At 43.1% G+C, this 22,721-nt stretch carries 16 protein-coding genes and 1 CRISPR repeat array; of the genes, 10 read left to right on the top strand and 6 right to left on the bottom strand.

What is annotated here, in order from left to right; translation table 11 throughout:
• Positions 1-102 precede the first annotated feature (102 nt).
• Genes HUU58_02925 through HUU58_02915 form a run of 3 tightly spaced genes read left to right on the top strand, consistent with a single transcriptional unit; the run spans position 103 to position 4,401 of the window.
• Positions 103-2,424 (top strand): right-handed parallel beta-helix repeat-containing protein, encoded by a 2,322-nt coding sequence (locus tag HUU58_02925; protein ID NUN44608.1) that lies wholly within the window; start codon positions 103-105, stop codon positions 2,422-2,424.
• 8 nt (positions 2,425-2,432) lie between these two features.
• Positions 2,433-3,698, top strand: coding sequence for a HAMP domain-containing histidine kinase (locus HUU58_02920; protein ID NUN44607.1), 1,266 nt, complete (start codon positions 2,433-2,435; stop codon positions 3,696-3,698).
• 13 nt (positions 3,699-3,711) lie between these two features.
• A complete protein-coding gene (locus tag HUU58_02915) occupies positions 3,712-4,401 on the top strand; it encodes a response regulator transcription factor (GenBank protein ID NUN44606.1) in 690 nt (229 codons plus the stop codon).
• A gap of 4 nt (positions 4,402-4,405) precedes the next feature.
• On the opposite strand, the gene HUU58_02910 is transcribed toward HUU58_02915, so the two are convergent.
• The gene (locus tag HUU58_02910) at positions 4,406-5,410 is read right to left on the bottom strand and encodes a T9SS type A sorting domain-containing protein (GenBank protein NUN44605.1); all 1,005 of its coding nucleotides are present in this window, start codon (positions 5,408-5,410) and stop codon (positions 4,406-4,408) included.
• 244 nt (positions 5,411-5,654) lie between these two features.
• On the opposite strand from HUU58_02910, the gene HUU58_02905 reads away from it, so the two are divergent.
• Genes HUU58_02905 through acpS form a run of 5 tightly spaced genes read left to right on the top strand, consistent with a single transcriptional unit; the run spans position 5,655 to position 10,802 of the window.
• Positions 5,655-6,110, top strand: coding sequence for an Hsp20/alpha crystallin family protein (locus tag HUU58_02905; GenBank protein ID NUN44604.1), 456 nt, complete (start codon positions 5,655-5,657; stop codon positions 6,108-6,110).
• A gap of 9 nt (positions 6,111-6,119) precedes the next feature.
• Entirely contained in the window at positions 6,120-8,540 is a 2,421-nt protein-coding gene (gene lon / locus HUU58_02900) for an endopeptidase La (protein NUN44603.1), read from the top strand.
• 10 nt (positions 8,541-8,550) lie between these two features.
• On the top strand, positions 8,551-9,792 hold the full coding sequence (locus HUU58_02895; protein NUN44602.1) for a response regulator: 1,242 nt from the start codon (positions 8,551-8,553) through the stop codon (positions 9,790-9,792).
• A 9-nt stretch (positions 9,793-9,801) separates the two neighbouring features.
• On the top strand, positions 9,802-10,434 hold the full coding sequence (locus tag HUU58_02890; protein ID NUN44601.1) for a carboxymuconolactone decarboxylase family protein: 633 nt from the start codon (positions 9,802-9,804) through the stop codon (positions 10,432-10,434).
• Positions 10,431-10,802 (top strand): holo-ACP synthase, encoded by a 372-nt coding sequence (gene acpS, locus HUU58_02885; protein ID NUN44600.1) that lies wholly within the window; start codon positions 10,431-10,433, stop codon positions 10,800-10,802. The genes HUU58_02890 and acpS overlap by 4 nt, the downstream gene beginning before the upstream one ends.
• A gap of 13 nt (positions 10,803-10,815) precedes the next feature.
• Here the strand turns inward: acpS and mgtE are convergent, their stop codons facing one another.
• Both mgtE and rsmA read right to left on the bottom strand, forming a co-directional pair.
• A complete protein-coding gene (gene mgtE / locus HUU58_02880; GenBank protein ID NUN44599.1) occupies positions 10,816-12,177 on the bottom strand; it encodes a magnesium transporter in 1,362 nt (453 codons plus the stop codon).
• On the bottom strand, positions 12,167-12,970 hold the full coding sequence (gene rsmA, locus HUU58_02875; protein ID NUN44598.1) for a 16S rRNA (adenine(1518)-N(6)/adenine(1519)-N(6))-dimethyltransferase RsmA: 804 nt from the start codon (positions 12,968-12,970) through the stop codon (positions 12,167-12,169). Before rsmA ends, mgtE begins: the two co-directional genes overlap by 11 nt.
• Before the next feature lie 197 nt (positions 12,971-13,167).
• Between rsmA and HUU58_02870 the strand changes: the two genes are divergently transcribed.
• Positions 13,168-13,866 (top strand): TetR/AcrR family transcriptional regulator, encoded by a 699-nt coding sequence (locus HUU58_02870; GenBank protein ID NUN44597.1) that lies wholly within the window; start codon positions 13,168-13,170, stop codon positions 13,864-13,866.
• Between the two features lie 35 nt (positions 13,867-13,901).
• Positions 13,902-15,038, top strand: coding sequence for a phenylacetate-CoA oxygenase subunit PaaI (locus HUU58_02865; protein NUN44596.1), 1,137 nt, complete (start codon positions 13,902-13,904; stop codon positions 15,036-15,038).
• A 156-nt stretch (positions 15,039-15,194) separates the two neighbouring features.
• Positions 15,195-17,669: direct repeats of the CRISPR family, unit length 36 nt; unit sequence GTTGTGGTTTGATTTCAAAGGTGTATGAACGATATT.
• 169 nt (positions 17,670-17,838) lie between these two features.
• Here the strand turns inward: HUU58_02865 and cas2 are convergent.
• Genes cas2 through cas9 form a run of 3 tightly spaced genes read right to left on the bottom strand, consistent with a single transcriptional unit; the run spans position 17,839 to position 22,401 of the window.
• Positions 17,839-18,177: a CRISPR-associated endonuclease Cas2 gene (gene cas2, locus HUU58_02860; protein ID NUN44595.1), complete on the bottom strand. Its 339-nt coding sequence runs from the start codon at positions 18,175-18,177 to the stop codon at positions 17,839-17,841.
• 26 nt (positions 18,178-18,203) lie between these two features.
• Entirely contained in the window at positions 18,204-19,097 is an 894-nt protein-coding gene (gene cas1, locus HUU58_02855; GenBank protein NUN44594.1) for a type II CRISPR-associated endonuclease Cas1, read from the bottom strand.
• Positions 19,090-22,401, bottom strand: a complete 3,312-nt coding sequence (gene cas9, locus HUU58_02850; protein ID NUN44593.1) for a type II CRISPR RNA-guided endonuclease Cas9 — start codon at positions 22,399-22,401, stop codon at positions 19,090-19,092. The genes cas1 and cas9 overlap by 8 nt, the downstream gene beginning before the upstream one ends.
• Positions 22,402-22,721 lie beyond the last annotated feature (320 nt).

Genomic DNA, 22,721 nt, shown 5'->3' with positions numbered 1-22,721 from the left:
CATATGCCTTTTATATCAAAAATAATATGTGTTACCTGTGTATCGGTCTTTCTTCTCTGGACGCAGGTGAACGGTCAAGTTTCCCGTTCTACGAGGAGACCGGTGGTACAGAGACCTTATGCTGTTGCTTCGGATGGCGCGGGGCGCTATCGCACTATACAAGAAGCGATTGATAAATCGGAACTGAATTCGATTATACGCATCAAAGCCGGGATATATAGAGAGAATCTAATCCTGAGGAATTTTATATCCCTTGAAGGCGATCCTGCGGGACGAACACTCGTGATCGGATCACCAACGGCACCCGTCATTCAAGCCTACAACATAAGTTCACTTCGGCTTCGCGATTTGAGTTTTGAATTTGATCAATCTACGGCTTTTCCTGTTTTGCTGGCACGGTATTCCAATTTTTCAGCCGATCGCGTGGCTTTCAGGCGCGGCGCCGTAGGCGTGGAAATGAAAAGCAATAGCACAGTCATATTACGCGAGTGCAGTATCAGCGATAATACCGGTTACGGTATCAGTGTATCAGACCGAAGTCAAGGTACGATCACACAGTCCTTTATTTATCAAAACGAAGCTTCCGGAATTAGCGTCAGTGATAAATCATCGCCGCTGATTGAACGCAATATTATCCGTGATAACAAAAAAGACGGTTTATTGATTCATCTCGGATCTGTCGGGAAAGTCATAGGCAATACCATCTATCGCAATGGTGAAAATGGAATCACTATTGACGGGCAGTCCAATCCGTTAATACGGAATAATACCATAGTCCTTCATAAAAATGATACGAGCCGGTATGCTGAAAAGGAAATCGGTTATGGTGTTTTGATAAGAAATGCATCGGGCCTGGCCTTGATCAATAATAATGTAGTGTGGAATCGTATCGGTATCGGGCAAAAACAAGGCGCTCTTGCTTTGCTATCCAATAATAATTTGTGGAATAATGGCGTACTATATGAAGGCATCGAAGCGCATCGAACCGATGTGAGTCATGATCCGATGTTTTTGAATGCGGCGAGTTCAGACTTTAGAATTGATACGACATCCAAAATATATATGGCCGGCGAAGACCGATTGTCTATTGGCTCGCATTATGATTATGTTCGTAGCGATAAAAAAACACGTCTTGATTACCTCAAAACACAGGCCGCCAAAGACCTGGCTAAAGAAAATTGGTATCAGGCTTTCCAAAATGCGAAAGAGATATTAGAAATTGATAAAACCGATACGGAAGGGAAATCACTACATAAACGGGCAGCCAGTCAACTTGCCGATATGTACACCAAAAATGCGCGTACGGAGTATGAAAAAGACAGTTATCGCATTGCGCGGGGGTTTCTCGATATGGCATTAGGATTTGATCCCGAATTTGCCGACGCATTAGAACTCAAACAAGAAATAGAAGAAGAGTCGCGCTGGATCAATATTCGTTTCACTTTTGTGGCTGTTTCCGGATGTTTGGTTTTGGCCGTCCTTATTTTTTATATGCGTAAGCGATCACGTCGTCAGGAGTTGCGCCGACAGGCGCAGTGGTGGGTGGATGATGCCGATGAAAACATCGTATTGGCACGTACGGCTGAAGCCGAAATGATCGCACCGGAAGATTTTAAATCCGCCTTGGAAAAATTCTCCGCTTTGCAGAGGGCTTTTGCTGAAATGCAGTATGATTTATGTGAGTCATTATCAGCCGAAGTGGTGCGTCTGGCGATCCGTGCCAAGGAGTCCGCGGAGCGTTATAAGCAGTTGCGCAAAGAAGCGTTGCTTGAAGTGTCCAATGCTGAACTAGATTTGAAAAGTTTTTCTGAATCTGAAGACGGCGCTTCATTTCCAAAAGAAATTTCCGAGTATCGCTTTTATTTAGAACGTGCTCAAGACGCTTTAGTTCAAAAGCATTATGTCATGGCCAAAGAAATAGCGGATGATATTCAGCGCAATACTCGTGATTTGCGTCAACGGTTGCAAACACAACGCGAAACGACGGTGATAACGTTGATACAAGAAACGGAAGCTTGTATCATCGAAGCGCTTGCCGGTCACTCCAGTGCAGATATTATTATGGCCGTTATGGATTTTCGTTCGGAGCTTCAGGTGCTCAAGTCCGGTTTTGAAAACGGTCAACTGTCCGTCACCGAGGTAACGCCGCAGGTTGAACAGATCAAATCATTTGTTGAAGAAGCTATGCGATTGGGCGGAGTTCACCCCTCATCGGCCAGTAAGGCGCACCGTTCGTATTATGATATACTTGGCGTCAAAGAGGATGCGAGCATTGATCAAATCAAAGCCGTATATCGCAAACTGAGCATGATATACCATCCGGATGCAAACGCCGCCGATGATACAGGTATCGTCGGTGATGAACGTTTTAAAGAAATAAAAGCGGCTTACGAAGCCCTGCTTAAAGATAAACAAACCTTGTAAATACCGCCGTGAAACTACAAAAGAAAACCATAGTTATTTTTATCGTTATCGTGCTTCTGTGCCTGGCCCAGATTTTTTGGTGGATGTATTTTCAGGTACAGCAAAATCGTACCGTGATGAATTTGCATAAAAAGATGATAAGCAGTAAAGCATCGGAGTTGCGTCGTTTTCTGACATTGGAATACCGCGATCTGATACAAGGATCGTTGAACCACCCCTTGCATATACTTCGTCATGCTCAAGAAAATGATTGGCCGCGTTCACATTTCGTGGTTACACCCGATACGATATTCCTTCGCTATCAGGATCTGATTTATTTTTTTCCGATTAATTGGCCGTTTCTAGAACAAAAATTAGCCGCGTCGGATAGCGGATTTATACTGCAAAAAAACCCTCCGATCAGTTCTACACCGGTAACCTATTTGGAATTGCCCTTAACGGTGATTCCTAAATACAAAGCCGAAGATAATTTACAGGAGCAGATGGACCGCCGGACCGTCATGTTTTTATCGGAAGGAAGTTTTTTTGCCTTGATGGTGATGATTGCGATTTATTTTTTATATGCCGCATTCCGGCGCGAGTTACAATTACAGGAGCACCAGAAAAATTTTATCCTGAGCATGACGCATGAATTACGTTCGCCGCTTTCTTCGATCAAACTGTATTTGCAAACGCTTCAACGACGGCTGATTACCGAAGAACGCAGGGAACAGTTTGTTCAACACTCCCTTGCCGATGTGGAACGTTTACAACGCTTAGTGGAAAATGTTTTGGATGCCGCCCGTATTGAACGTAATGATTATGATTATCAGATGGGTACGCTTGATATGGCGCAGCTGGTTAAATCCGTTTTAGATAAATGGAAAACATCCGATACGGAAAGCGTTATTTCGTTTTCAGGTAACATTGCGTCCGATATTAACATTCACGCCGATGCGCATGCCATGATTTCCGTAGTCAATAATCTTATCGAAAATGCCGTAAAATATTCGCAAACACCTAAACAGGTTAATGTCTTACTGTCTATGATAGGCGACCGCGCGGTATTAACCGTAACCGATAATGGCCCGGGCGTAGCGCCCGAGGATCGTAAAAAAGTATTCGAACGTTTTTACAGGGCGGGTGATGAGATGACACGAACCACGAAAGGAACCGGATTGGGTTTGTATATCGTAAAACGCATCGTAGAAGCTCACCGAGGAACGATTGATTGTCAATCGGCAACGGAAGGTGGCACTGTTTTTACGGTTAGTATTCCATCGCTTACAAAATAAAGGGATATAAAATATGACGAATAAATCGCAAATCCTATTGGTCGAAGACGAAACCCATATTGCGGAATCATTGCAGTTCAATTTAGAGACTGAGTACAATGTTATCTGGGCTCAAACCGGTGAGGATGCGTTAGTGCAATGGAAAAAAAATAAGTTTGATTTGATTGTTTTGGATGTCATGCTGCCCAAAAAGAGCGGTTACGATGTTTGTGCCGAAATCCGAAAAACGGATTCGGAAACGGCCATACTTTTTTTGACCGCCAAAGGTGATGCGCGTGATCGTATCGAAGGCCTAAAACTCGGTGCCGATGATTATTTAGGTAAACCGTTTGAGTTGGACGAATTTTTATTGCGTGTCAAAGCTTTACTTAAGCGCCGTAATGCCGTCAATGAATCATCAACAAGTAAATTTAGTTTTGATAAAAATGAAATTGATTTTGAAAACTACATAGCTGTCGCGCGGGGAAAAAAAATACAACTGACGCCTAAGGAATGCATGCTGATGAAACTACTGATCGAACGTCAGGAGCAAGTCGTGACGCGCGAGGAGATATTAACGAAAGTATGGGGTTACGAGGCGATACCTTCAACGCGAACGGTAGATAACTTTATCGTACGTTTGCGTAACTATTTTGAAATAAACCCCAAAGATCCGACGCATATTATTTCAGTGCACGGTGTCGGTTACAAATTCGTTCCGTAGCGATTTATTTGATTAACACCATCTTTTTTGTTTGTACAATACCGTTCACGGTAAGGCGGGCAAAATAAATGCCGCTGGATACCGGTGTGTTATTGTTATCTGTGCCATCCCAAGTATAGGTATGACGCCCCGCCGAAAGTTCGCCGGTGAAGATTGGTTTCATCATATTGCCCAGCAAATCATATATCTGGAGTTCAGCGCTTCCGGGCCGTATCATTTCAAAATCAATCCGAGTGGCCATATTAAACGGGTTGGGATAATTTTGGTACAACGTAAAATATGACGGTGTGATTGTTTTGGTGCGCTTGAGAGATGGGCGCTGTAGATCGTGCTCCGGCATAGTGCGTATATATTCGAAAATCGTGTCATGGCCTGAAAAGAAACGAAAATCATCGATATCGCCGTACAAATAATTGGGAAATGAAGATTCGGCACGCGTGCCTATATAGGTTTGTGTTCCGGACTGTACCTGTACTACGCGTGTAAAAGGATGGGAAGCAACGGATGCTCCGTTTACAAAAAAAGTAACCGAGTCGCCGAGCCCGTCGCAAACTACACCGATATGTTGCCACTGATTAGGCATGAGCAAGCGATTGGACGAAAAAATCTCTTTGGTACCGTCCCGAATTTCAAAACGGATCATGCCGTCATCCAAAAATAAACGATAGCCATTGATGAAACCGTTGTCGCTGCTGATAATATCACCGTTTTGTGTGCCGGCAGGAACACGGAGCCACATAGATATCGAAAAAGATATATTACCGGAAACCTGAAGGCCGGCGCGTTCAGGGATTTGAAGATATTGCTGGATACCGTTTAGTGAAATATAGCTTCCGCCGCCCGGACTTTGCGGTAAATCATTGCGTAACGTGAAATCGCCCCACGTTTCGATATCAAGATTAGAGTATGTGGCTTTTTCCATACCCGGGTCTGTGGCCCACAAAAGATCATTTTTGCGGTCAAAGCCGAGCTCCAGACGCAACTGTCCCCACGCTGCTACAGTGGGCATGCCATAAAAAAAGCATATTAATAAAAGGAAACGCGTAGAGCTTTGTGTAGCAAGGATCAAATCCGAACCTCACTTTCCGTTCATTGGGGTGAACGAGCTAATGTAGCCACGGTATAAACGATAGGCAAATGATAATTTTTTATAGGCAAAGAAGCTTAAATGCGCTTGCTTTTACAGTGTACAACTGATTATATTTATCTTCGTATAAGTAAAACCCTCCGCGCAATATCCAAAAGGTATTTTTATGGATGATATGGAAGACGATAAAAAATATTCCATCCACCGTTTACGCGGCGTAGATGATGATATGGATTTTATTTTTTCCAACCTTTTTAATACCAAGTTTCCCATTTTGCTGCACTCCGAAAAACGTTGGCACCCGCCCACCGATGTCTTGGAGACGGATGATGAATTTATCGTAGTGATGGATATCGCCAACGTCAAACAGGACGATATACGATTGACATACGAAGCCGGCATTCTGACGGTGAGCGGCCATCGTCATGAAATGAAATTCAGCGAAAAAAGACATTACCATAAAATGGAAATAGATTTCGGCCCTTTTGAACGGCGCATCAAAGTCAATACACGCATACAAGATCAGGCCATCAAAGCCGGTTACGAAAACGGTTTTCTTATCGTACGATTAAAAAAAGATACCTCGCGCTCATCGCGTGTTACAAACATAGTGATCGAATAATAACTATCTATGCCTGAAGCAAATATTTCGACAGACATGAAATCCGATTCCATAGCGATTCCGGAAAAACTACCCATACTTCCGTTACGGGATAATGTGATTTTTCCTTTTGTAGTATTTCCTCTTGTGGTAATGGAAAAAAACCATGTTCAGCTTGTGCAAGAAGCGCTTTCGTCCCACAAAATCATCGGCGTATTTACTTTACGTCAACCCGACAAAGAAAATCCGTCATTTGAAGATCTCTACGGTGTCGGTACGGCGGTCAATGTGCTTAAGATGTTTCAGGTTCCCGATGGCAGTGTGCGTTTGCTCATTCAGGGTTTTTCGCGTATTCGCCTCAAAGCGGCAACACCGGAGGGTCTCTATCTGAGCGGTCAGGTGGAACCGATCCATGTGCCGTCAGCGGATGATTTGGAAACCGATGCCCTGAAACGCGGTGTGTCGGAAAGTTTTCAGAAAATGGTTACGCTCTCGCCCATATTGCCCGATGAACTCAAAGTTATTGTCAGCAACATTCGTGAGCCTGATAAGCTGGCCGATATGGTTGCTTCGAGTCTTAATATCGAATTGAACGAAAAGCAGGAAATATTAGAATCTATCGGCGTGAAAGAGCGGCTCACGAAGGTAATGTCGGCCATCAGCCGTGAGATACAATTGCTGGAGCTCAATAACAAGATACAAACGGAAGTCAACGCCGAACTCAGCAAAAATCAGCGTGAATATTTTTTGCGTGAACAAATTAAGGCCATTCGTCACGAATTAGGTGAAGATGATGACGGTTCGGTCGAAGTCGAAGAGCTTAAGGCGGCCGTCGAAAAAAAGAAAATGCCCGCCGAAGCCAAGGAAGCGGCCATGAAGGAAATCAGCCGTCTGTCGCAAATGTCGCCTAGTGCAGCAGAGTATACCGTGAGCAAAACGTACGTGGACTGGCTGCTCGAGCTGCCCTGGTATAATGCCACGCGGGATAGGATTGATCTCAAAAAAGCCAAAAAGATTTTGGATGAAGACCATTACGATCTGGATGATGTTAAAAACCGCATATTGGAATTTCTTGCCGTCAAAAAATTACGGAAAGACAGCAAAAGCCCGATCCTATGTTTTTTGGGTCCTCCGGGCGTCGGTAAAACATCGCTTGGTCGCTCGATTGCGCGAGCTATCGGTAGAAAATTTGTCCGTTTTAGCCTCGGTGGTGTCAAAGATGAAGCCGAAATACGTGGTCATCGCCGTACCTATATCGGAGCATTACCGGGAAAAATAATACAAGAAATCCGCCGTTGCCAAAGTTCGAATCCCGTTTTTATGCTGGATGAAATAGATAAAATCGGGCAGGATTTCCGCGGCGACCCGTCCAGCGCGCTTTTAGAAGTGCTCGATCCGGCACAAAACGGTTCATTTAACGATCACTATGTTGACATTCCTTTTGATCTGAGCGATGTAATGTTTATCGCTACGGCCAATGAAATTTCCCCGATACCTGCGCCGCTGCTGGATCGTATGGAAGTTATTCGCCTGTCGGGTTACATCGCGGAGGACAAGCTGCAGATTGCCAGAAAATATATTATCCCGCGGCAGATCGAAGAAAACGGATTAAAAGAAAGCGATATCGAAATAACCGATGAAGCTGTGTATCAGATCATCGCATCCTATACCTGGGAATCGGGCGTACGTAATCTGGAACGCGAAATAGCCAATGTTTGTCGCAAAATCGCTCGTAAAAAAGCCGAAGGAAATAAAAATAAAGCCAAAGTCCAGTTGCCGGATATCGTCGAATACCTCGGTCCGCAAAAAGTATTTCCTGAAGTGGCGCGACGTACCTCGGAGACCGGTGTAGCAACCGGTTTGGCATGGACTATGAACGGCGGTGAGATTCTTTTTATCGAAGCGCGCCTTATGCAAGGCAACCGCGGTATGCAGATGACGGGGCAATTGGGGAATGTTATGAAAGAATCGGCGCAAGCGGCGATCTCATATATTCGTTCCAAAGCCGGCGACTTGGGTATTGATCCCAAGATTTTTGATAAAAATGAAATACACATGCATATCCCGTCGGGAGCAACACCCAAAGACGGTCCGTCGGCCGGTGTGACGATCGTCGTGTGTCTGACCTCGCTGCTTACCGGAAAAAAAGTTCGCCATGATATTGCCATGACCGGTGAAATTACTCTACGCGGAAAGGTGATGCCCGTGGGCGGTATTCGTGAAAAAGTGGTCGCCGCCCGACGCGCCGGTATTAAGACTGTGATACTACCAAAGCTCAATAAAAACGATCTTGATGATGTACCGGAATATGTGAAGTCATCGCTTACCTTTATTTTTGCTGATCATATTGACGACGTGTTGCCGCATGTATTTGAAAACGATCGCTCTAAAAAAATATCACGCAACCTGCGTACGCCGTCATCTTCTTCAAAACGACGTCGCAAAGGATAATATACGCATTATGTTCAATCGTATTGGTAAAGAACAAGATTCGCCTGAAAGCCGCGCAAAACTCAAAGTTCTATGTGTGGATGATGAGTACGTGATTACCAATATCATGGAGCGTATTCTCGACGAGCATTATCAGGTATTCACTGCGAGCAGCGGTTTTGAAGGCTTGGATATTCTAAAACAGCACCCGGATACCGTCGTGATCGTATCCGATCAAAAAATGGAAGGCATGACCGGCAACGAATTTCTGATGAAGTCACAGGAAATAGCTCCCGAGGCCATGCGTATCATGGTTACAGCCTATTCGGATATTGATTTGGTGATTGACTCGATCAATAAAGGTCAGATTTATAAATTCATTCCCAAACCGTTTGATGCCGAACATTTTCGTGTGACTATTCATCGCGCGGTTGATCATTACCATCATAAGATCGCATACGAAAAAGCGTTTCGTGAATTGCAAGCCGCGCAGGAAGGACTTGTCCGAGCGGAAAAATTATCCGCGCTGGGCAAACTTTTAAGCGATGTAAGTCACGAACTGGGCGGCCCGATCGCCAATATCAATCATGCCGTAACTTTGGCGCAGCATGAATGGAAAGATCTGAAAGAATTTTTGGACACCGTAACATCTGCCAATTTTTCGGCGATCGATGTTCAGCTTTTGATGCGCGAAAAACGGGTAGCTGAACTCACGCATGATTTTGAACAAATGATGGAGACGATCGCCAATGCGTCTGTTTTTGCGATGGACTTATTGAGCGAACTTAAAGGATTTGCCCGTAATGATGATCAGCAATGGATCGCGGTGGATATCGAAAAACAAATCGAACGCGCTCTGCATCTTCTTCGCATCAAATACAAAAACAAAATAACCTTTCATAAAGATTATACCCCGTTACCCTCCATCAAAGGTTTACCGGGACCGCTGACACAAGTTATGGTCAATCTTTTACAAAACTCGGCGCAGTCTATTCAGAAAGAAGGCCATATTTGGATTCGCACCTGGCGCGGTCCGGACGGCATTCGCGTATCCATCAAAGATGACGGGCAAGGAATAGCCGAAGAACATATTTCTCAGGTTTTCGATCCGGGTTTTACGACAAAACCGGAAGCTGAAGGCACGGGATTTGGACTTGCTATTTCGCAGGCGATTATTCAAAAACACGGCGGCTCGATCGCTGTGACCAGCGTTTTAGGTAAGGGTACGGAATTTATCATCAGCCTGCCGTGGGAACAGGCGCTAAGCGCATAAATAACGGTTATGAGTGCAACGCCTTCCGCTTTATCTCCCGAATTAAATCTGTTTTGCCGTCTATCGGCGTGTGTCGCCATACACGATGCCGAGCCGATGCGCGAAAGTATTGCAACGGCACTGGATGCCGGGTATGACGTATTGCGCATCAAAGAAGTGATACTGCAAAATTATCTTTTCAGCGGGTTTCCATCGGCGATCGAAGGCTTGATCGTACTTGGCGCGACGCTCAAACACCGCGGTATTGCTGATAACAATTGGGTCGAGATGCGAACAGAAGAACAAATCAAATCAGACGGTATGGCCTTGTGTGCGATGATTTACGATAAAAATTTTGATAAACTTATGCATAATATGCAGTCGCTCAGCACCGATATCCGGGACTGGATGATTTTTGAAGGATACGGCAAAGTCCTGAGTCGGCCTATACTGACGGCCAAAGAGCGCGAGCTGTGCGTGATCAGCGCGCTGGCGGCGATGGGTCGAGAACGGCAACTCATGTCCCATTTGCGAGGTGCCGTACACGTCGGAGCAAGCGATGGCGAGATTTCGGAAGCGCTTCAATCGATTTCACAAACCGCCGCCCGCGGAAAATTTTCTGAGGCGATGCGCCTATGGGATGAAACACGGAGCCGATCATGATCGCAGGGATAGGCACGGACATTGTCGAAATAGCGCGTATACGCCAAAGCTGTGAAGCGTATGGGGACCGTTTTATTCATCGGGTATTTACCTCGGGAGAAATAACGTACGCGTATTCTAAAAAAGATCCGTATCCGTCGCTGGCCGTTCGATTTGCCGTCAAAGAAGCGTTGATCAAAGCGGCGCGGGTGGGTAAATTTCATCCCCACGGATGGCTGGATGCGGAGGTCATCACGGATGCACGGGGTGTGCCTTCGATAGAACTTTATGGTGAATTAAAAAAAGAATTGGCGGGGCAGCAGATACACATTACGGTTTCGCATGCCGATCATTATGCCACGGCGACCGTGATCATCGAAAAAAAATAATGCTTCAAAATCTCTATCGTATTAGCAGCAACGTCGCGATACCCAGATAAATCAGAATACCGATCGTATCGTTGGTCATTGTGACAAAAGGTCCTGCAGCTAAAGCGGGATCAATATTGAGTTTTTTGAGCAAAAGAGGGAATAAGGTGCCGTTGAAGGCGGCAAAAAATATAACGCAGATCAGAGCGATACCCACCACAAAGGCCACTTGCATATTTCCGATCCATAGCGCGACGATCATCCCCAAAGCGATGCCCAATGCGAACCCGTTGATGGTTGCGACGCGCAACTCTTTGAATATTTGGCGCTGAATATCAATGATACTGATTTCACCGGTGGCGAGACCGCGAATGACGATGGATGAACATTGTATGGCGATATTACCGGCCATTGCCATAATGATCGGAACGAAAAAAGCCAAGGCCAATATCGCGTTGAGCGACGATTCGAATCGGCTCAAAACAAAAGCGGCAACCGTTTCACCGGCCAGAGCCGTAAAAAGCCAAGGCAAACGCGACTTGGAAATACGAAATGTAGATTGTTCGCTGACATCTTCATCCACGGAGCCGGCCATTTTGGAAACGTCTTCGGAAGCTTCCTGCTCGATAACGTCCACGATGTCGTCAATGGTGATACGGCCTACCAGTTTACCGGCGCGTGTCACGACCGGCAAAGCGATCAGATCGTATTTTTTGAATAAATGGGCGACTTCTTCCTGATCCTCGTCTGTTTTGGCAAACGGGATTTCCTGATGCATTACTTCGGCGACATGTTTTTCAGCCGGTTCCACGAGTAATTTTTCGATGGAGATTGAACCGACTAAGTGACCGTAGCTGTTGACGACATAGATATCGTGTATTTTTTCGACGTCCGCGGCTTTTTTACGCGCTTCGTTAGTCGCTTGCACCATCGTACTGGTATCAATCACGGATACAAACTCAAGCTGCATGAGACCGCCGGCCGTATCCTCGTCATATTTCAGCAGTTCCTTGACTTCCTGCTGATCTTCATAATCAAGTTGGTCTAGAACGCGTTTGGCCGTTTCGTCGTCGAGTTCCTGTACGATATTGGCCGCATCGTCCGTTTGCATCTCTTCGATGATCTCGGTGATTTGTTCTTCATCCAGATTATCGAGTACGTTTTCGCGCGACGTAGCATTCAGTTCAAGGATGACTTCCGAGGCTTTTTCAGGTTCGATCACCTGAAAAACGTAATTCCGTTCCTCTTCATCCAAGTGATCCAAGATTTCTGAAATGTCGGACGGGTGCAGATCGCTCAGAATATTACGAACAAGAAGTTCTGCTTTGGAATCGACGAGATCTTTGATGTCGTCAATCAATTCTTTGTCAATTTCGATTTCCGCTTTAGGCCGCATAATGCCTCTGATGCATAGCAAGTTCATCGGTTAGCCGGATAAAATCTTCTACCGAAAGATTTTCCGGGCGTTGACTCAAATCTATCGTGACGTTGTTGATGCCTTCAAACGAAGAAAGGGAATTACGCAACATTTTCCGACGCTGATTAAATCCGGTCTTGACGATTTTTACAAAAAGCGGATAATGAGGCCAGGGCGTCATATCGCGATGGAAGGTCATCCGTACAATGGATGACGTCACTTTGGGTGCCGGGAAAAAAGCGCCGGGTGGCAAATCAAAAAGTTTTTCACAGGCTGCATGGTATTGGCAAAAAATGGAAAGAATGCCGTAATCTTTGCTGTGCGGTTTTCCCACGATGCGTTCGGCGACTTCTTTTTGTACCATGATCAGGGCTTGTCGGATGATCGGCCCGGATTCCATCAAATGAAATAAAATCGGACTGGAAATATGATACGGGAGGTTGCCGATAACGGTCAAAGGAAAACCGGAAGCCATACCGTGAAAATCAAAAGTAAGTATGTCCTGATGATGCAATGTAAAACGCGGATGTTGGGAAAAACGTTCCGTGAGAATACGGATCATATCGGGATCGATTTCAACACCGTGAAGGGTCGCGCCGCTCTCCAGCAGAAGTTCGGTCAGCGCACCTTTACCGCATCCGATTTCGACCGCGGTGTCGCCGGAGGATAAATTTGCCGCATCCACGATCTTTCGCACATAATGCGGATTAGTCAGAAAATTCTGACTGAATTTTCTCTTGGGTGCAGGCGTTTTGACGGCAACTGAAGACATGAAAAAAAAATCAAATTTGGGAAATGGAGATGTATTTTGAATATATACGAATCATGACAGGAAGTTTCAACGGGAAAGTCATGAACGGATAAAATAAACGACGGGATTGCCGTAAAAAAATAAATTTGACAATATGCCGACGGTCGCTTAGATTTCGAACGTTCGTTCGAATTGTATAACCGAATCAAACCTGATTTATGAACACTGCCGTCACCAAATCATCCGTACGCAGTACCGTGCCCAAACGCCGGTTATATATGCCTGAAAATGCAGGTGACCAGGCGCGATTTCATCTGCGGCTCAACGACATCCTGGAGCGCTCAGCGACTCTTTTTTCCGAGCAAGGATATCACAATACGTCCATGCGCGACATAGCCGGAGCAATGCATACGAGTTTGGCCGGTTTGTATTATTATTTTAAAACTAAAGAAGAGCTTTTGTTTTTGATTTCGCAGTACTCATTTAACTCGGTTATCGGTTCGCTGCACGAAAAACTTGCACACGTCCACGATCCGGTGTTGAAACTGCACATCCTCGTTCAAAATCATTTGCTCTATTTTGTCACGCACCTTGACGCTATGAAAATACTCGCGTTGGAGAGCGATTCGCTGACCGGAGAGTATCATCGCATTATTAATGAAAAGAAGAAAAATTATCTTAAAATTTTAGAAACCATACTCTCCGAAATGGTAATCTCCAAAAACAACAAATCTGCCCGTCGGACGACGCCGGAGATCAAAATTGCCGCGTTGGCTCTTTTCGGTATGATGAACTGGACTTATACGTGGTACAATCCCAAAAAACGTACCCACAATACCACTAATATCGCCCGTATTTCCAAGCAGATGGTGGATATTTTTCTGAGCGGTTTCTTACAAAAGAATTTACAATCATAATTCACATAAATAACTCCTAACCGAAAGGCCGCGTTATGATCAAAGCACAGGTTTCCACATTTGACGATTGGATTGATCTTTTCCAAGAATGGAAAAAAGACATCGGCTATGATGAAAAAACTTTTAAGCGGTTTCTTCCCAACTACAAATTGGAACCCAAGTACGAAGCGCTGAAGTACAACGAAATCGAATTCGGCGATTTTAGAGGTGATCGTAAGTGGGAACGCGTGCTGGACATACCCAATCAGGGTATTCGCGATGCGTTGCAGCAGTTGATCGTATTCCAAGGCGATACGGAATTTGCCTCGGTCGAACAGCAGCGGTATCTGGTGGATCGTGCGCCCAGCGATTACGATCTCTATGCGCTGATGCGTATTAACGCGGAAGAAATGCGCCACGGTTGGCAAATGAGTCACATCTTAGTGACGCACTTCGGCGATGCCGGCCGCAAAGAAGCGATGAAACTCCTGGAGCGCCGTGCGTTTGAACAAAAACGGTTACTGGGTTCATTTAATGAAGTGATGGAAAACTGGCTCGATCTTTACACCTATACCGAATTCATTGATCGGGACGGTAAGTTTCAGCTCAAAATGCTGAGCCATTCGGCATTTATGCCGCTCTCGATGAGTATGAATCCTATGCTCAAAGAAGAATCATTTCACCTTGGCACAGGTAATAACGGCCTCAAGCGTATCATCAAAGCGGGCAAAATACCGGTCGAGATTATTCAGAAATATTTTAACAAATGGGTTCCTACCGCCTACGATCTTTTCGGAACGGATAATTCGTCCAACGCGCACTGGGCATATGTATGGGGTCTCAAAGGTCGTTTTAATGAACATGAGACGGATGAAGAAGTGCAGAAAGACAAACTCAATCAGCTTGCACGCGATCTGTATATCGCCGAGATCAGCAAACTCGTGGAGGACATGAATACTCTGATCCCTCGCGAAATGCCCAAATTGATCGTGCCCGATGTAAAGTTTAACCGCAGCATCGGTCTGCATGCCAAACAGCCGTACACAGTGGACGGTCGTCTTTTGAGTGAAGAGCAATACAAGACCTATCGCGAAACGGTATTGCCCACTGATAAAGATCGTGAACTGTTGAAAGACATTTTCAAAGAAAATGACTGGATCGAATTCAAACCTTTCAAAGGTGCGGAAGCCTGATCCGATTAATATTTTTCTCGTTAAAAAAACCGCTCGGGAGACCGCGCGGTTTTTTTATTGGGAATGCTTCGGTGAGATAAACAAAAGTATTTTGTTGTTTAATTTCGATAATCTTTGAGCGATCTTTACAAAGAATAATTTATTTATAGTTACACGGTTGTGGTTTGATTTCAAAGGTGTATGAACGATATTCAATGTGCGCTTTAAGTTCAATTGCTTCTGGTTGTGGTTTGATTTCAAAGGTGTATGAACGATATTTTATCGCGCGATGTAGAGAAGCGTGGTGGGTTGTGGTTTGATTTCAAAGGTGTATGAACGATATTAGCGTCCATCATGGCGATGATTTCCTCACGGTTGTGGTTTGATTTCAAAGGTGTATGAACGATATTTACTATGAATGTATCGTGGACTGAAGGACTGTTGTGGTTTGATTTCAAAGGTGTATGAACGATATTGAGTATGAGCGACGTATCACGCGATGAATAGTTGTGGTTTGATTTCAAAGGTGTATGAACGATATTCGTATATAAAGTTATGATGCACCTATATCAGTTGTGGTTTGATTTCAAAGGTGTATGAACGATATTCGCGACACTATCGGTAACCACGTCGCGTGGTTGTGGTTTGATTTCAAAGGTGTATGAACGATATTTCACAATCATAATGATGATCGCATTGGTCGGTTGTGGTTTGATTTCAAAGGTGTATGAACGATATTGTAAAGATGGCGACGAATTGCACGGTTGGGTTGTGGTTTGATTTCAAAGGTGTATGAACGATATTATTTGGACAAGCCGGGCCGAATCTAAGTGAGTTGTGGTTTGATTTCAAAGGTGTATGAACGATATTAGACGTACCTGATTCACTGCAACGACTTCGGTTGTGGTTTGATTTCAAAGGTGTATGAACGATATTGCATATCGTGCACACCAGCGGCTACGTTCAGTTGTGGTTTGATTTCAAAGGTGTATGAACGATATTAAGTGAACCATTTTTCCTGTTTCCGGATCTGTTGTGGTTTGATTTCAAAGGTGTATGAACGATATTCGCTCTCACTAAGGTCTTTTATTGCCGGTTGTTGTGGTTTGATTTCAAAGGTGTATGAACGATATTCAAAGAGTCCGGCAAACTCCCTGCGTGGAGGTTGTGGTTTGATTTCAAAGGTGTATGAACGATATTTATCCTGACAACATTCTGATAGGCGCTCAAGTTGTGGTTTGATTTCAAAGGTGTATGAACGATATTAGCTTGTCATTATAGGCAAGCTGTTAAAAGGTTGTGGTTTGATTTCAAAGGTGTATGAACGATATTACCGTACCGTTTTTTAAGCCGACACGAACAGTTGTGGTTTGATTTCAAAGGTGTATGAACGATATTCAACCGAGCAAATTTATAGTCATGAATAGCGTTGTGGTTTGATTTCAAAGGTGTATGAACGATATTTGATTTGACTTTAACTCACAGACATGGACAGTTGTGGTTTGATTTCAAAGGTGTATGAACGATATTTAAACCGTTCTTTGGATAAATCTTTTTCACGTTGTGGTTTGATTTCAAAGGTGTATGAACGATATTTAGGAGTAAAAATACTGTCCGTATCACAATGTTGTGGTTTGATTTCAAAGGTGTATGAACGATATTTCACCGCCGCACCGCAGGATGTACAAACTGGTTGTGGTTTGATTTCAAAGGTGTATGAACGATATTTCTTCTACGGTTGTCTCACGCACACTGTCTGTTGTGGTTTGATTTCAAAGGTGTATGAACGATATTAAAGGCTGCCAGCATTGCTGAAGGTATTGTGTTGTGGTTTGATTTCAAAGGTGTATGAACGATATTATAACCGATAAAATAGCCGGAAAGTGGTCTGTTGTGGTTTGATTTCAAAGGTGTATGAACGATATTGGCAGACGCCGAATACAAAAGCCTGATCGGGTTGTGGTTTGATTTCAAAGGTGTATGAACGATATTTATATTCTTGTATTACTTTCCTTGCCGTTTGTTGTGGTTTGATTTCAAAGGTGTATGAACGATATTAGAAACGTGAAACGATTTAGAATGGCTATCGTTGTGGTTTGATTTCAAAGGTGTATGAACGATATTGCATCGTATAAACCTTTAAAGCCCAGCGTTGTTGTGGTTTGATTTCAAAGGTGTATGAACGATATTGACGGCGGAAACGATAGATACTGGACTTTAGTTGTGGTTTGATTTCAAAGGTGTATGAACGATATTCGGTTTAACCGGAACGACGGCATGAGTACTGTTGTGGTTTGATTTCAAAGGTGTATGAACGATATTCATCGGAAACATTTGAATCGCAAACTGAAGGTTGTGGTTTGATTTCAAAGGTGTATGAACGATATTCTACGATAACGCAACTTAAAGAATCAAACAGTTGTGGTTTGATTTCAAAGGTGTATGAACGATATTGAGGGAAACAACCGTCAAATAACGCACTCTGTTGTGGTTTGATTTCAAAGGTGTATGAACGATATTAAGCCTAAAACAGCGATTGCCAAAAAAATCGTTGTGGTTTGATTTCAAAGGTGTATGAACGATATTAAAGCGTAATGTTGAGCAATGGGCAAGCCGGTTGTGGTTTGATTTCAAAGGTGTATGAACGATATTCGATGTGATTGTAACTCACACAATCGTTCGACTTAGAGGGCTTAAATATCGTTTAAAAATGAAAAAAGATGCTCTTTTTGCAATAAAGGGCATCTTTTTCTTTTTTTAATTTTTTGAATTACTGCGAAACTAAGACGTCGGCTTATTTTGTGCTTTTGGCGAAAAATTGTTAGAAAAATTCCAACTGGGCAGGCGGTGATTCAAGTGGTTCGGTTTTGGCGCCCCAGATATTGAGTATATCTCCGTACTGCTTATCGGTAATACGCAAAATACTGACATGGCCTTTTTTGGGCATAAAAGCTTTGACGCGACGAATATGCGCTTCCGCGCTTTCTGCGCTGGCGCAGTGACGCACATACACTGAAAATTGCATCATCGTAAAGCCGTCTTTCATCAATTCTTTACGAAACTGCGCATGGGCTTTGCGCTCAGGTTTAGTTTCGGTAGGGAGATCAAAAAAAACAAAAACCCACATAACTCGGTACGCATTAATTCGGTCGAACTGCATAGTGCGGCTCGTCAATGATTAAGCGGTCAATTCATTTCAGGATAGAGAAGCTGTCGTATGTTTTCTTCATAACTTTTTGAGAGCGACGTGGCCGTTCTTTCGATGGCCACTAACATGGGACTTCTCTCGCCCAGCATTTTTACATCCGATGATAGGGTATGTATCAACCGCGCTTTGATTTCTCTATTAAGTTCGGTTGTATCCCGCATGTCGTTGATAATTTCAACAATACAGCTGTCTATAAAAGGACGATAAGGCTCCATCATATCATCCGCCAATGGATAGGCATTGTACCGATTGTGATGAAAAATCCCAAGTGCCGGAAGCAATCCATTGCCCACAAGAGCACGGGCGACCGCAGCACGCAAAATAGCATATCCGTAGTTAAGCGCGGCATTAGGCCATGCACCGTCAGGATCGCGCCGAAAGTCCATATTCGGAAATAAATTTTTCCAATAATGACGCGACGCTTTGGCTTCCTCTCCTGAAGTATCGCCGCTTTTGACCTCGTCTGCATGACGTTTTACCGCTTCAAACGGATACCCCAAGCTTTCTAAAAGTTTAGCTTGATTTCGTATTTTGTATTTGATGGTATATTGCCACAGTTGTTTTTTGAGCGGTTCTGAAGCTTGTATTTGAGTCGCTAATCGTTCACTATGCAGATAATGTCCTTCTAATGGCAATAGTAATCCGGCAGGAAGATGCTTTGCATCGCAGACAATCACCGCCGTGTTATTGGCTTGAAGTTCCTGCAAAGCGGCCAATGTGATGGTCGTATTAGGATGATCCAATATCACAAAACCCAAATCTTCGACGGGCATGGTAGTTTCTTTACCATCCTCTTTAGGTGTCAATATCAGTTGTTTCAGACGGCAACTGATGTGAAAAGGATTGGTGATGTAAACGGTTCGTTTAAGCATCCTCGACAATGTTTCCTAATGGGTCAATTTTTACTTTTATTGGATTAAAAGTTAGCCAACCTTTTTTTCCTGCTCCCAAGCTACTAATTATAAGGTATTCCGGGAAATCATTGTTTTTTTGAGTTGATTCGCAGTGAAGCCTAAACTCATAATACTTTGATGAAATAGCTTCTACTTTATAAAGATGTTTGCTTAGGATGTCAGGCCTTGAAAAATAAGTTCTGAATTGTGACTTAGCTAACCCAAGTACGAAAAGGTCGTTTTTTTGAATAGATTCAAAGTACTGCTTGTTTTCGTGAATACTAATAAGCGATTGCTTATTGATTTTTCTTTTTGTTGCTTCAAAAAAATTTAAAACTTCTTCATACAATGTTCCTTGTTGATCACGATATAAAATAACCATCAAATTTGTTTTGGGATCAACCCATTGATTAACCCCTTCTCGCATCTGAAGTATATTTGATGATTCGACACGAATTCTCACCTTAAAAACCGGTACAGGGTCGCCATTTTTGTTTCGTAAGTATATCGGTTTAGCAAACGCGTCTTTGGGTATTTCAAATTTTTTATCGTTAGGATTTATGTCGTACTTCATTAGACGTTCCCATATCAGTTTACGGATTTCAGGGTCAACGATCTTGTCTCGTATCATAGCGGGAGTAAGACTTCCGATAGGTTTTCTAACTGTGTAAAAATGTTCGTCTCCGAATGGAGATTTTCTTTTCCCATATACGGTTTCTTCGTGAAGCGTACCCCGAGCGGACACACCTTGTCCGGTAAATTTTTTCCCATCTTTAACTATTTTTTTCTTAGTTGTAGATAACAAACGATGTCTGTTCTTGTGAGAAACAAGTATGCTTTCGACACTTTGTTTAGCCTCATCAAGAAAACCTTTCCATGGTTCAGGAAAATTATGATTTTCATGGCTTTTTCGATACTTATTCCAAGATCGAAGTTCTTGAAAATGTGAATTTTTACTGCACGCGATAACGATAGCATCTACAGCATGATGTCTGTGATCATCGCGGCTTTTCTTATTTTCTGACGGATTCAAAATAGAATTCATACCCCAGTAGTGTCGCAATTCTGCCGTCAAGGGGCCTTTGGTAACCAATATGTTTTTGCATACATGACTAAGGTATTGTTTGGCTTCACGGCTGATATAACGCGTATCATTAAGCTGGCGGGCTATAAAATCATCCGGAGCGGCCATTTCTTCACGAATAAATCGTTTATATTTATACATTGGGAGTAAGTCATACGCTCTACGCTTAACTTCATCCCATTTTTCGAGGTTCTTCCCGTAATACTGATATGGCGTTAGATCGCCCTTATTTCTATTTTCATTGGCCTCACATAAGGTCTTATTGGCCATAGAGTCATCTAAAGAAACACTCCACGGAATAATATGTTCAATCTGAAACTTGTTCCCAAAAAGATCGGTAACGCTTATTTCTTTACCCGTATAAGGGCATTGTTTTTTGCATTCTTCCCATAGCGCATATTTTTGAATATTGTCACGAGATGGTAGTTCACCTAGTTTTTCAAGCTCAAGCTTGATCCTAGTATTTTCTCTTTCTCGTTGTTTGTTTTCAAAACGCATCTCGTCACGTTTTTTCTTTGGGTTTTTCAAATCACGAGCTAGTTCAATCCGGATTTCGGAGGGTCTTCCATATTGCTTAATAATGTGATTAACAAGATTACGTAGCTCATATAATGCTTGTTGAACGAGTGGATTGCGAAGGTTTTTAGGCTGGGGCAACTCTTCTAATTCAGGCTTTCTCAAAACCTCATCATCACTGTGATGATAAAGTTTTTTTAATTGGGTCGGAGAGAGTGAGAATCTTTTGATCAAATAAGTTATTATTAGCTCGTTTAGCCTTTCGTCGGTATTGGACTCTTTAAGATTGTTGATTTCTTCTATTACTTTATTTTTAGATTCTTCGCTCAATTCATCCCACAATAGCCCAAGGGCGTTTTTTATGCCGCCGAACAAAACAGCTGTCGAATAAATAAAGCCGATGCGTAGGAAGGGCAAAATATTGTTGAGCGCTTTGCGACTAAGGTTGGCATAATCATCTTTAAGATGTATTTTGGAAAGCTTTTCAAGCTGTTCATCTGACAAGCCAAGCACCTTTGCTCGATCGGACCATCTGTGAGAATTGGAATTTGTTTCTCCTTTAAGCCATTCATTTTCTTTGGCAATAAATAAGTTATGCCAAATAGTTTCTTTATCATCTTCAGTCATGGCATTCCATAATTTGTTTCCAAAGACCTTGATCAGCCCGGCATGTGTGGGGTTTGCCGGTACGGTGTGATCGGGTACGTAGTTATATCTATATAACCTCTTCTTATCAATTTTGTTGAGTATTTTTTTGAATTCGAAAGCTTTTTCGGAAGTATTGATAACATCTAAGATAGCGAGTCGCTCTTCTGTTGAAAAATTGATGATTTCACCGTTAGAGTTCCAGCGCTGTATCGAATTAATAAATTGCCATGCGCGAAATTCTTCAAAAGGAAGCGCACTGGAGGGGCAGCGTGGTTTCTTTTTTTCAAGCGTACACTTGCCGATAAGAAATTTCTGCGATCTTAGTGGGCGTTGGAAGAACAAAATCCCCTTTTCAGGATGTCCTATCGTATCACGAAGTTCATTATTTAAGGCGGTGGGATAATACTTTGATTGAGCTTCCCATACGATCTGAAATTCGTGAATATACATATCACGGGTTGTATAACGATTACGTATCCTTTTCAGTTGATTGTAAGGTTTCTTGTCAGGAACCAATGAGGCAAGGTAATTCCCAAGGGTTCCATGTTTTGCTATGAAATCACTTGTTTCATTGATACCCGTTTTTCCGATTTTTTCATCTCCGTCAAATATGCTTCCTTCATTTTTATCATTGGCCGTTTTTCGACTGCTTTTGAAGCCTCGGCGTTGCGAAAGGTGATATAAGATTCTGCCTATTTCGTGAAGTGATAATTTTTCCTTTAACGCTCGCGACCTGAGTTCGTATGGATTTAGCGCATGCCAATCGGTTAACGTATCGCCATTTGGACACAATTCATTAGCAATCAACGCTTTTTTAAGTATTGATTTCCGCATCTTTGTTCTGAAATTATTTCGACGCGCTTGGCGGGCTAGTCTTCGTGATTCATTTTTTGACACTTCAGAACCCTTAGTATCCCTATTGATGCCCTCCGGAAAGATACGAACACCGGTTTTTATGATTTGCTTATGTTCGTTATCAACTAAGGCCCATCCGATGGAATTAGTGCCTAAATCCAACCCAAGAGTTTTTCCCATTTTTTCCTCCATAGAGTATTGACAAACGACGAATCTGATATTATCTTAGTTTGTGATCAAATCACACCTTTGAAATCTTTTCACAATAAGGCTATATGCCGCAGATGAAAAGTCTTGGGCTCTGCCTGCGAAAGCAGTAGAGCCTTTTTTATTTTATTGACGAATTGATTCCTCTCCGTTTCGATTAAGAGATTTCTTCACTCGGAGATATTTTACTGAGAGACCTATTAATGTATATCGTGAAATCGGGCTATGCAAGTAAATCGTGCGCGATTTATACCAATTGAAAATAAGGGATTTATTTAATCACTAAAAGAAAA

The organism is bacterium (assembly GCA_013360215.1).
In the GTDB taxonomy this organism is placed as follows: Bacteria; CLD3; CLD3; order SB21; family SB21; genus JABWCP01.
This window is presented reverse-complemented; position numbering and strand designations above follow the sequence as displayed.

Excerpts from the sequence above, each read along its gene's own strand:
- cas2 (NUN44595.1), bottom strand. The coding sequence starts at position 18,177 with ATGCAGTTCGACCGAATTAATGCGTACCGAGTTATGTGGGTTTTTGTT.
- HUU58_02870 (NUN44597.1), top strand. The coding sequence starts at position 13,168 with ATGAACACTGCCGTCACCAAATCATCCGTACGCAGTACCGTGCCCAAA.
- mgtE (NUN44599.1), bottom strand. The coding sequence starts at position 12,177 with ATGCGGCCTAAAGCGGAAATCGAAATTGACAAAGAATTGATTGACGAC.
- HUU58_02890 (NUN44601.1), top strand. The coding sequence starts at position 9,802 with ATGAGTGCAACGCCTTCCGCTTTATCTCCCGAATTAAATCTGTTTTGC.
- lon (NUN44603.1), top strand. The coding sequence starts at position 6,120 with ATGCCTGAAGCAAATATTTCGACAGACATGAAATCCGATTCCATAGCG.
- HUU58_02915 (NUN44606.1), top strand. The coding sequence starts at position 3,712 with ATGACGAATAAATCGCAAATCCTATTGGTCGAAGACGAAACCCATATT.
- rsmA (NUN44598.1), bottom strand. The coding sequence starts at position 12,970 with ATGTCTTCAGTTGCCGTCAAAACGCCTGCACCCAAGAGAAAATTCAGT.
- HUU58_02895 (NUN44602.1), top strand. The coding sequence starts at position 8,551 with ATGTTCAATCGTATTGGTAAAGAACAAGATTCGCCTGAAAGCCGCGCA.
- HUU58_02910 (NUN44605.1), bottom strand. The coding sequence starts at position 5,410 with ATGCCCACTGTAGCAGCGTGGGGACAGTTGCGTCTGGAGCTCGGCTTT.
- cas1 (NUN44594.1), bottom strand. The coding sequence starts at position 19,097 with ATGCTTAAACGAACCGTTTACATCACCAATCCTTTTCACATCAGTTGC.
- acpS (NUN44600.1), top strand. The coding sequence starts at position 10,431 with ATGATCGCAGGGATAGGCACGGACATTGTCGAAATAGCGCGTATACGC.
- cas9 (NUN44593.1), bottom strand. The coding sequence starts at position 22,401 with ATGGGAAAAACTCTTGGGTTGGATTTAGGCACTAATTCCATCGGATGG.
- HUU58_02905 (NUN44604.1), top strand. The coding sequence starts at position 5,655 with ATGGATGATATGGAAGACGATAAAAAATATTCCATCCACCGTTTACGC.
- HUU58_02865 (NUN44596.1), top strand. The coding sequence starts at position 13,902 with ATGATCAAAGCACAGGTTTCCACATTTGACGATTGGATTGATCTTTTC.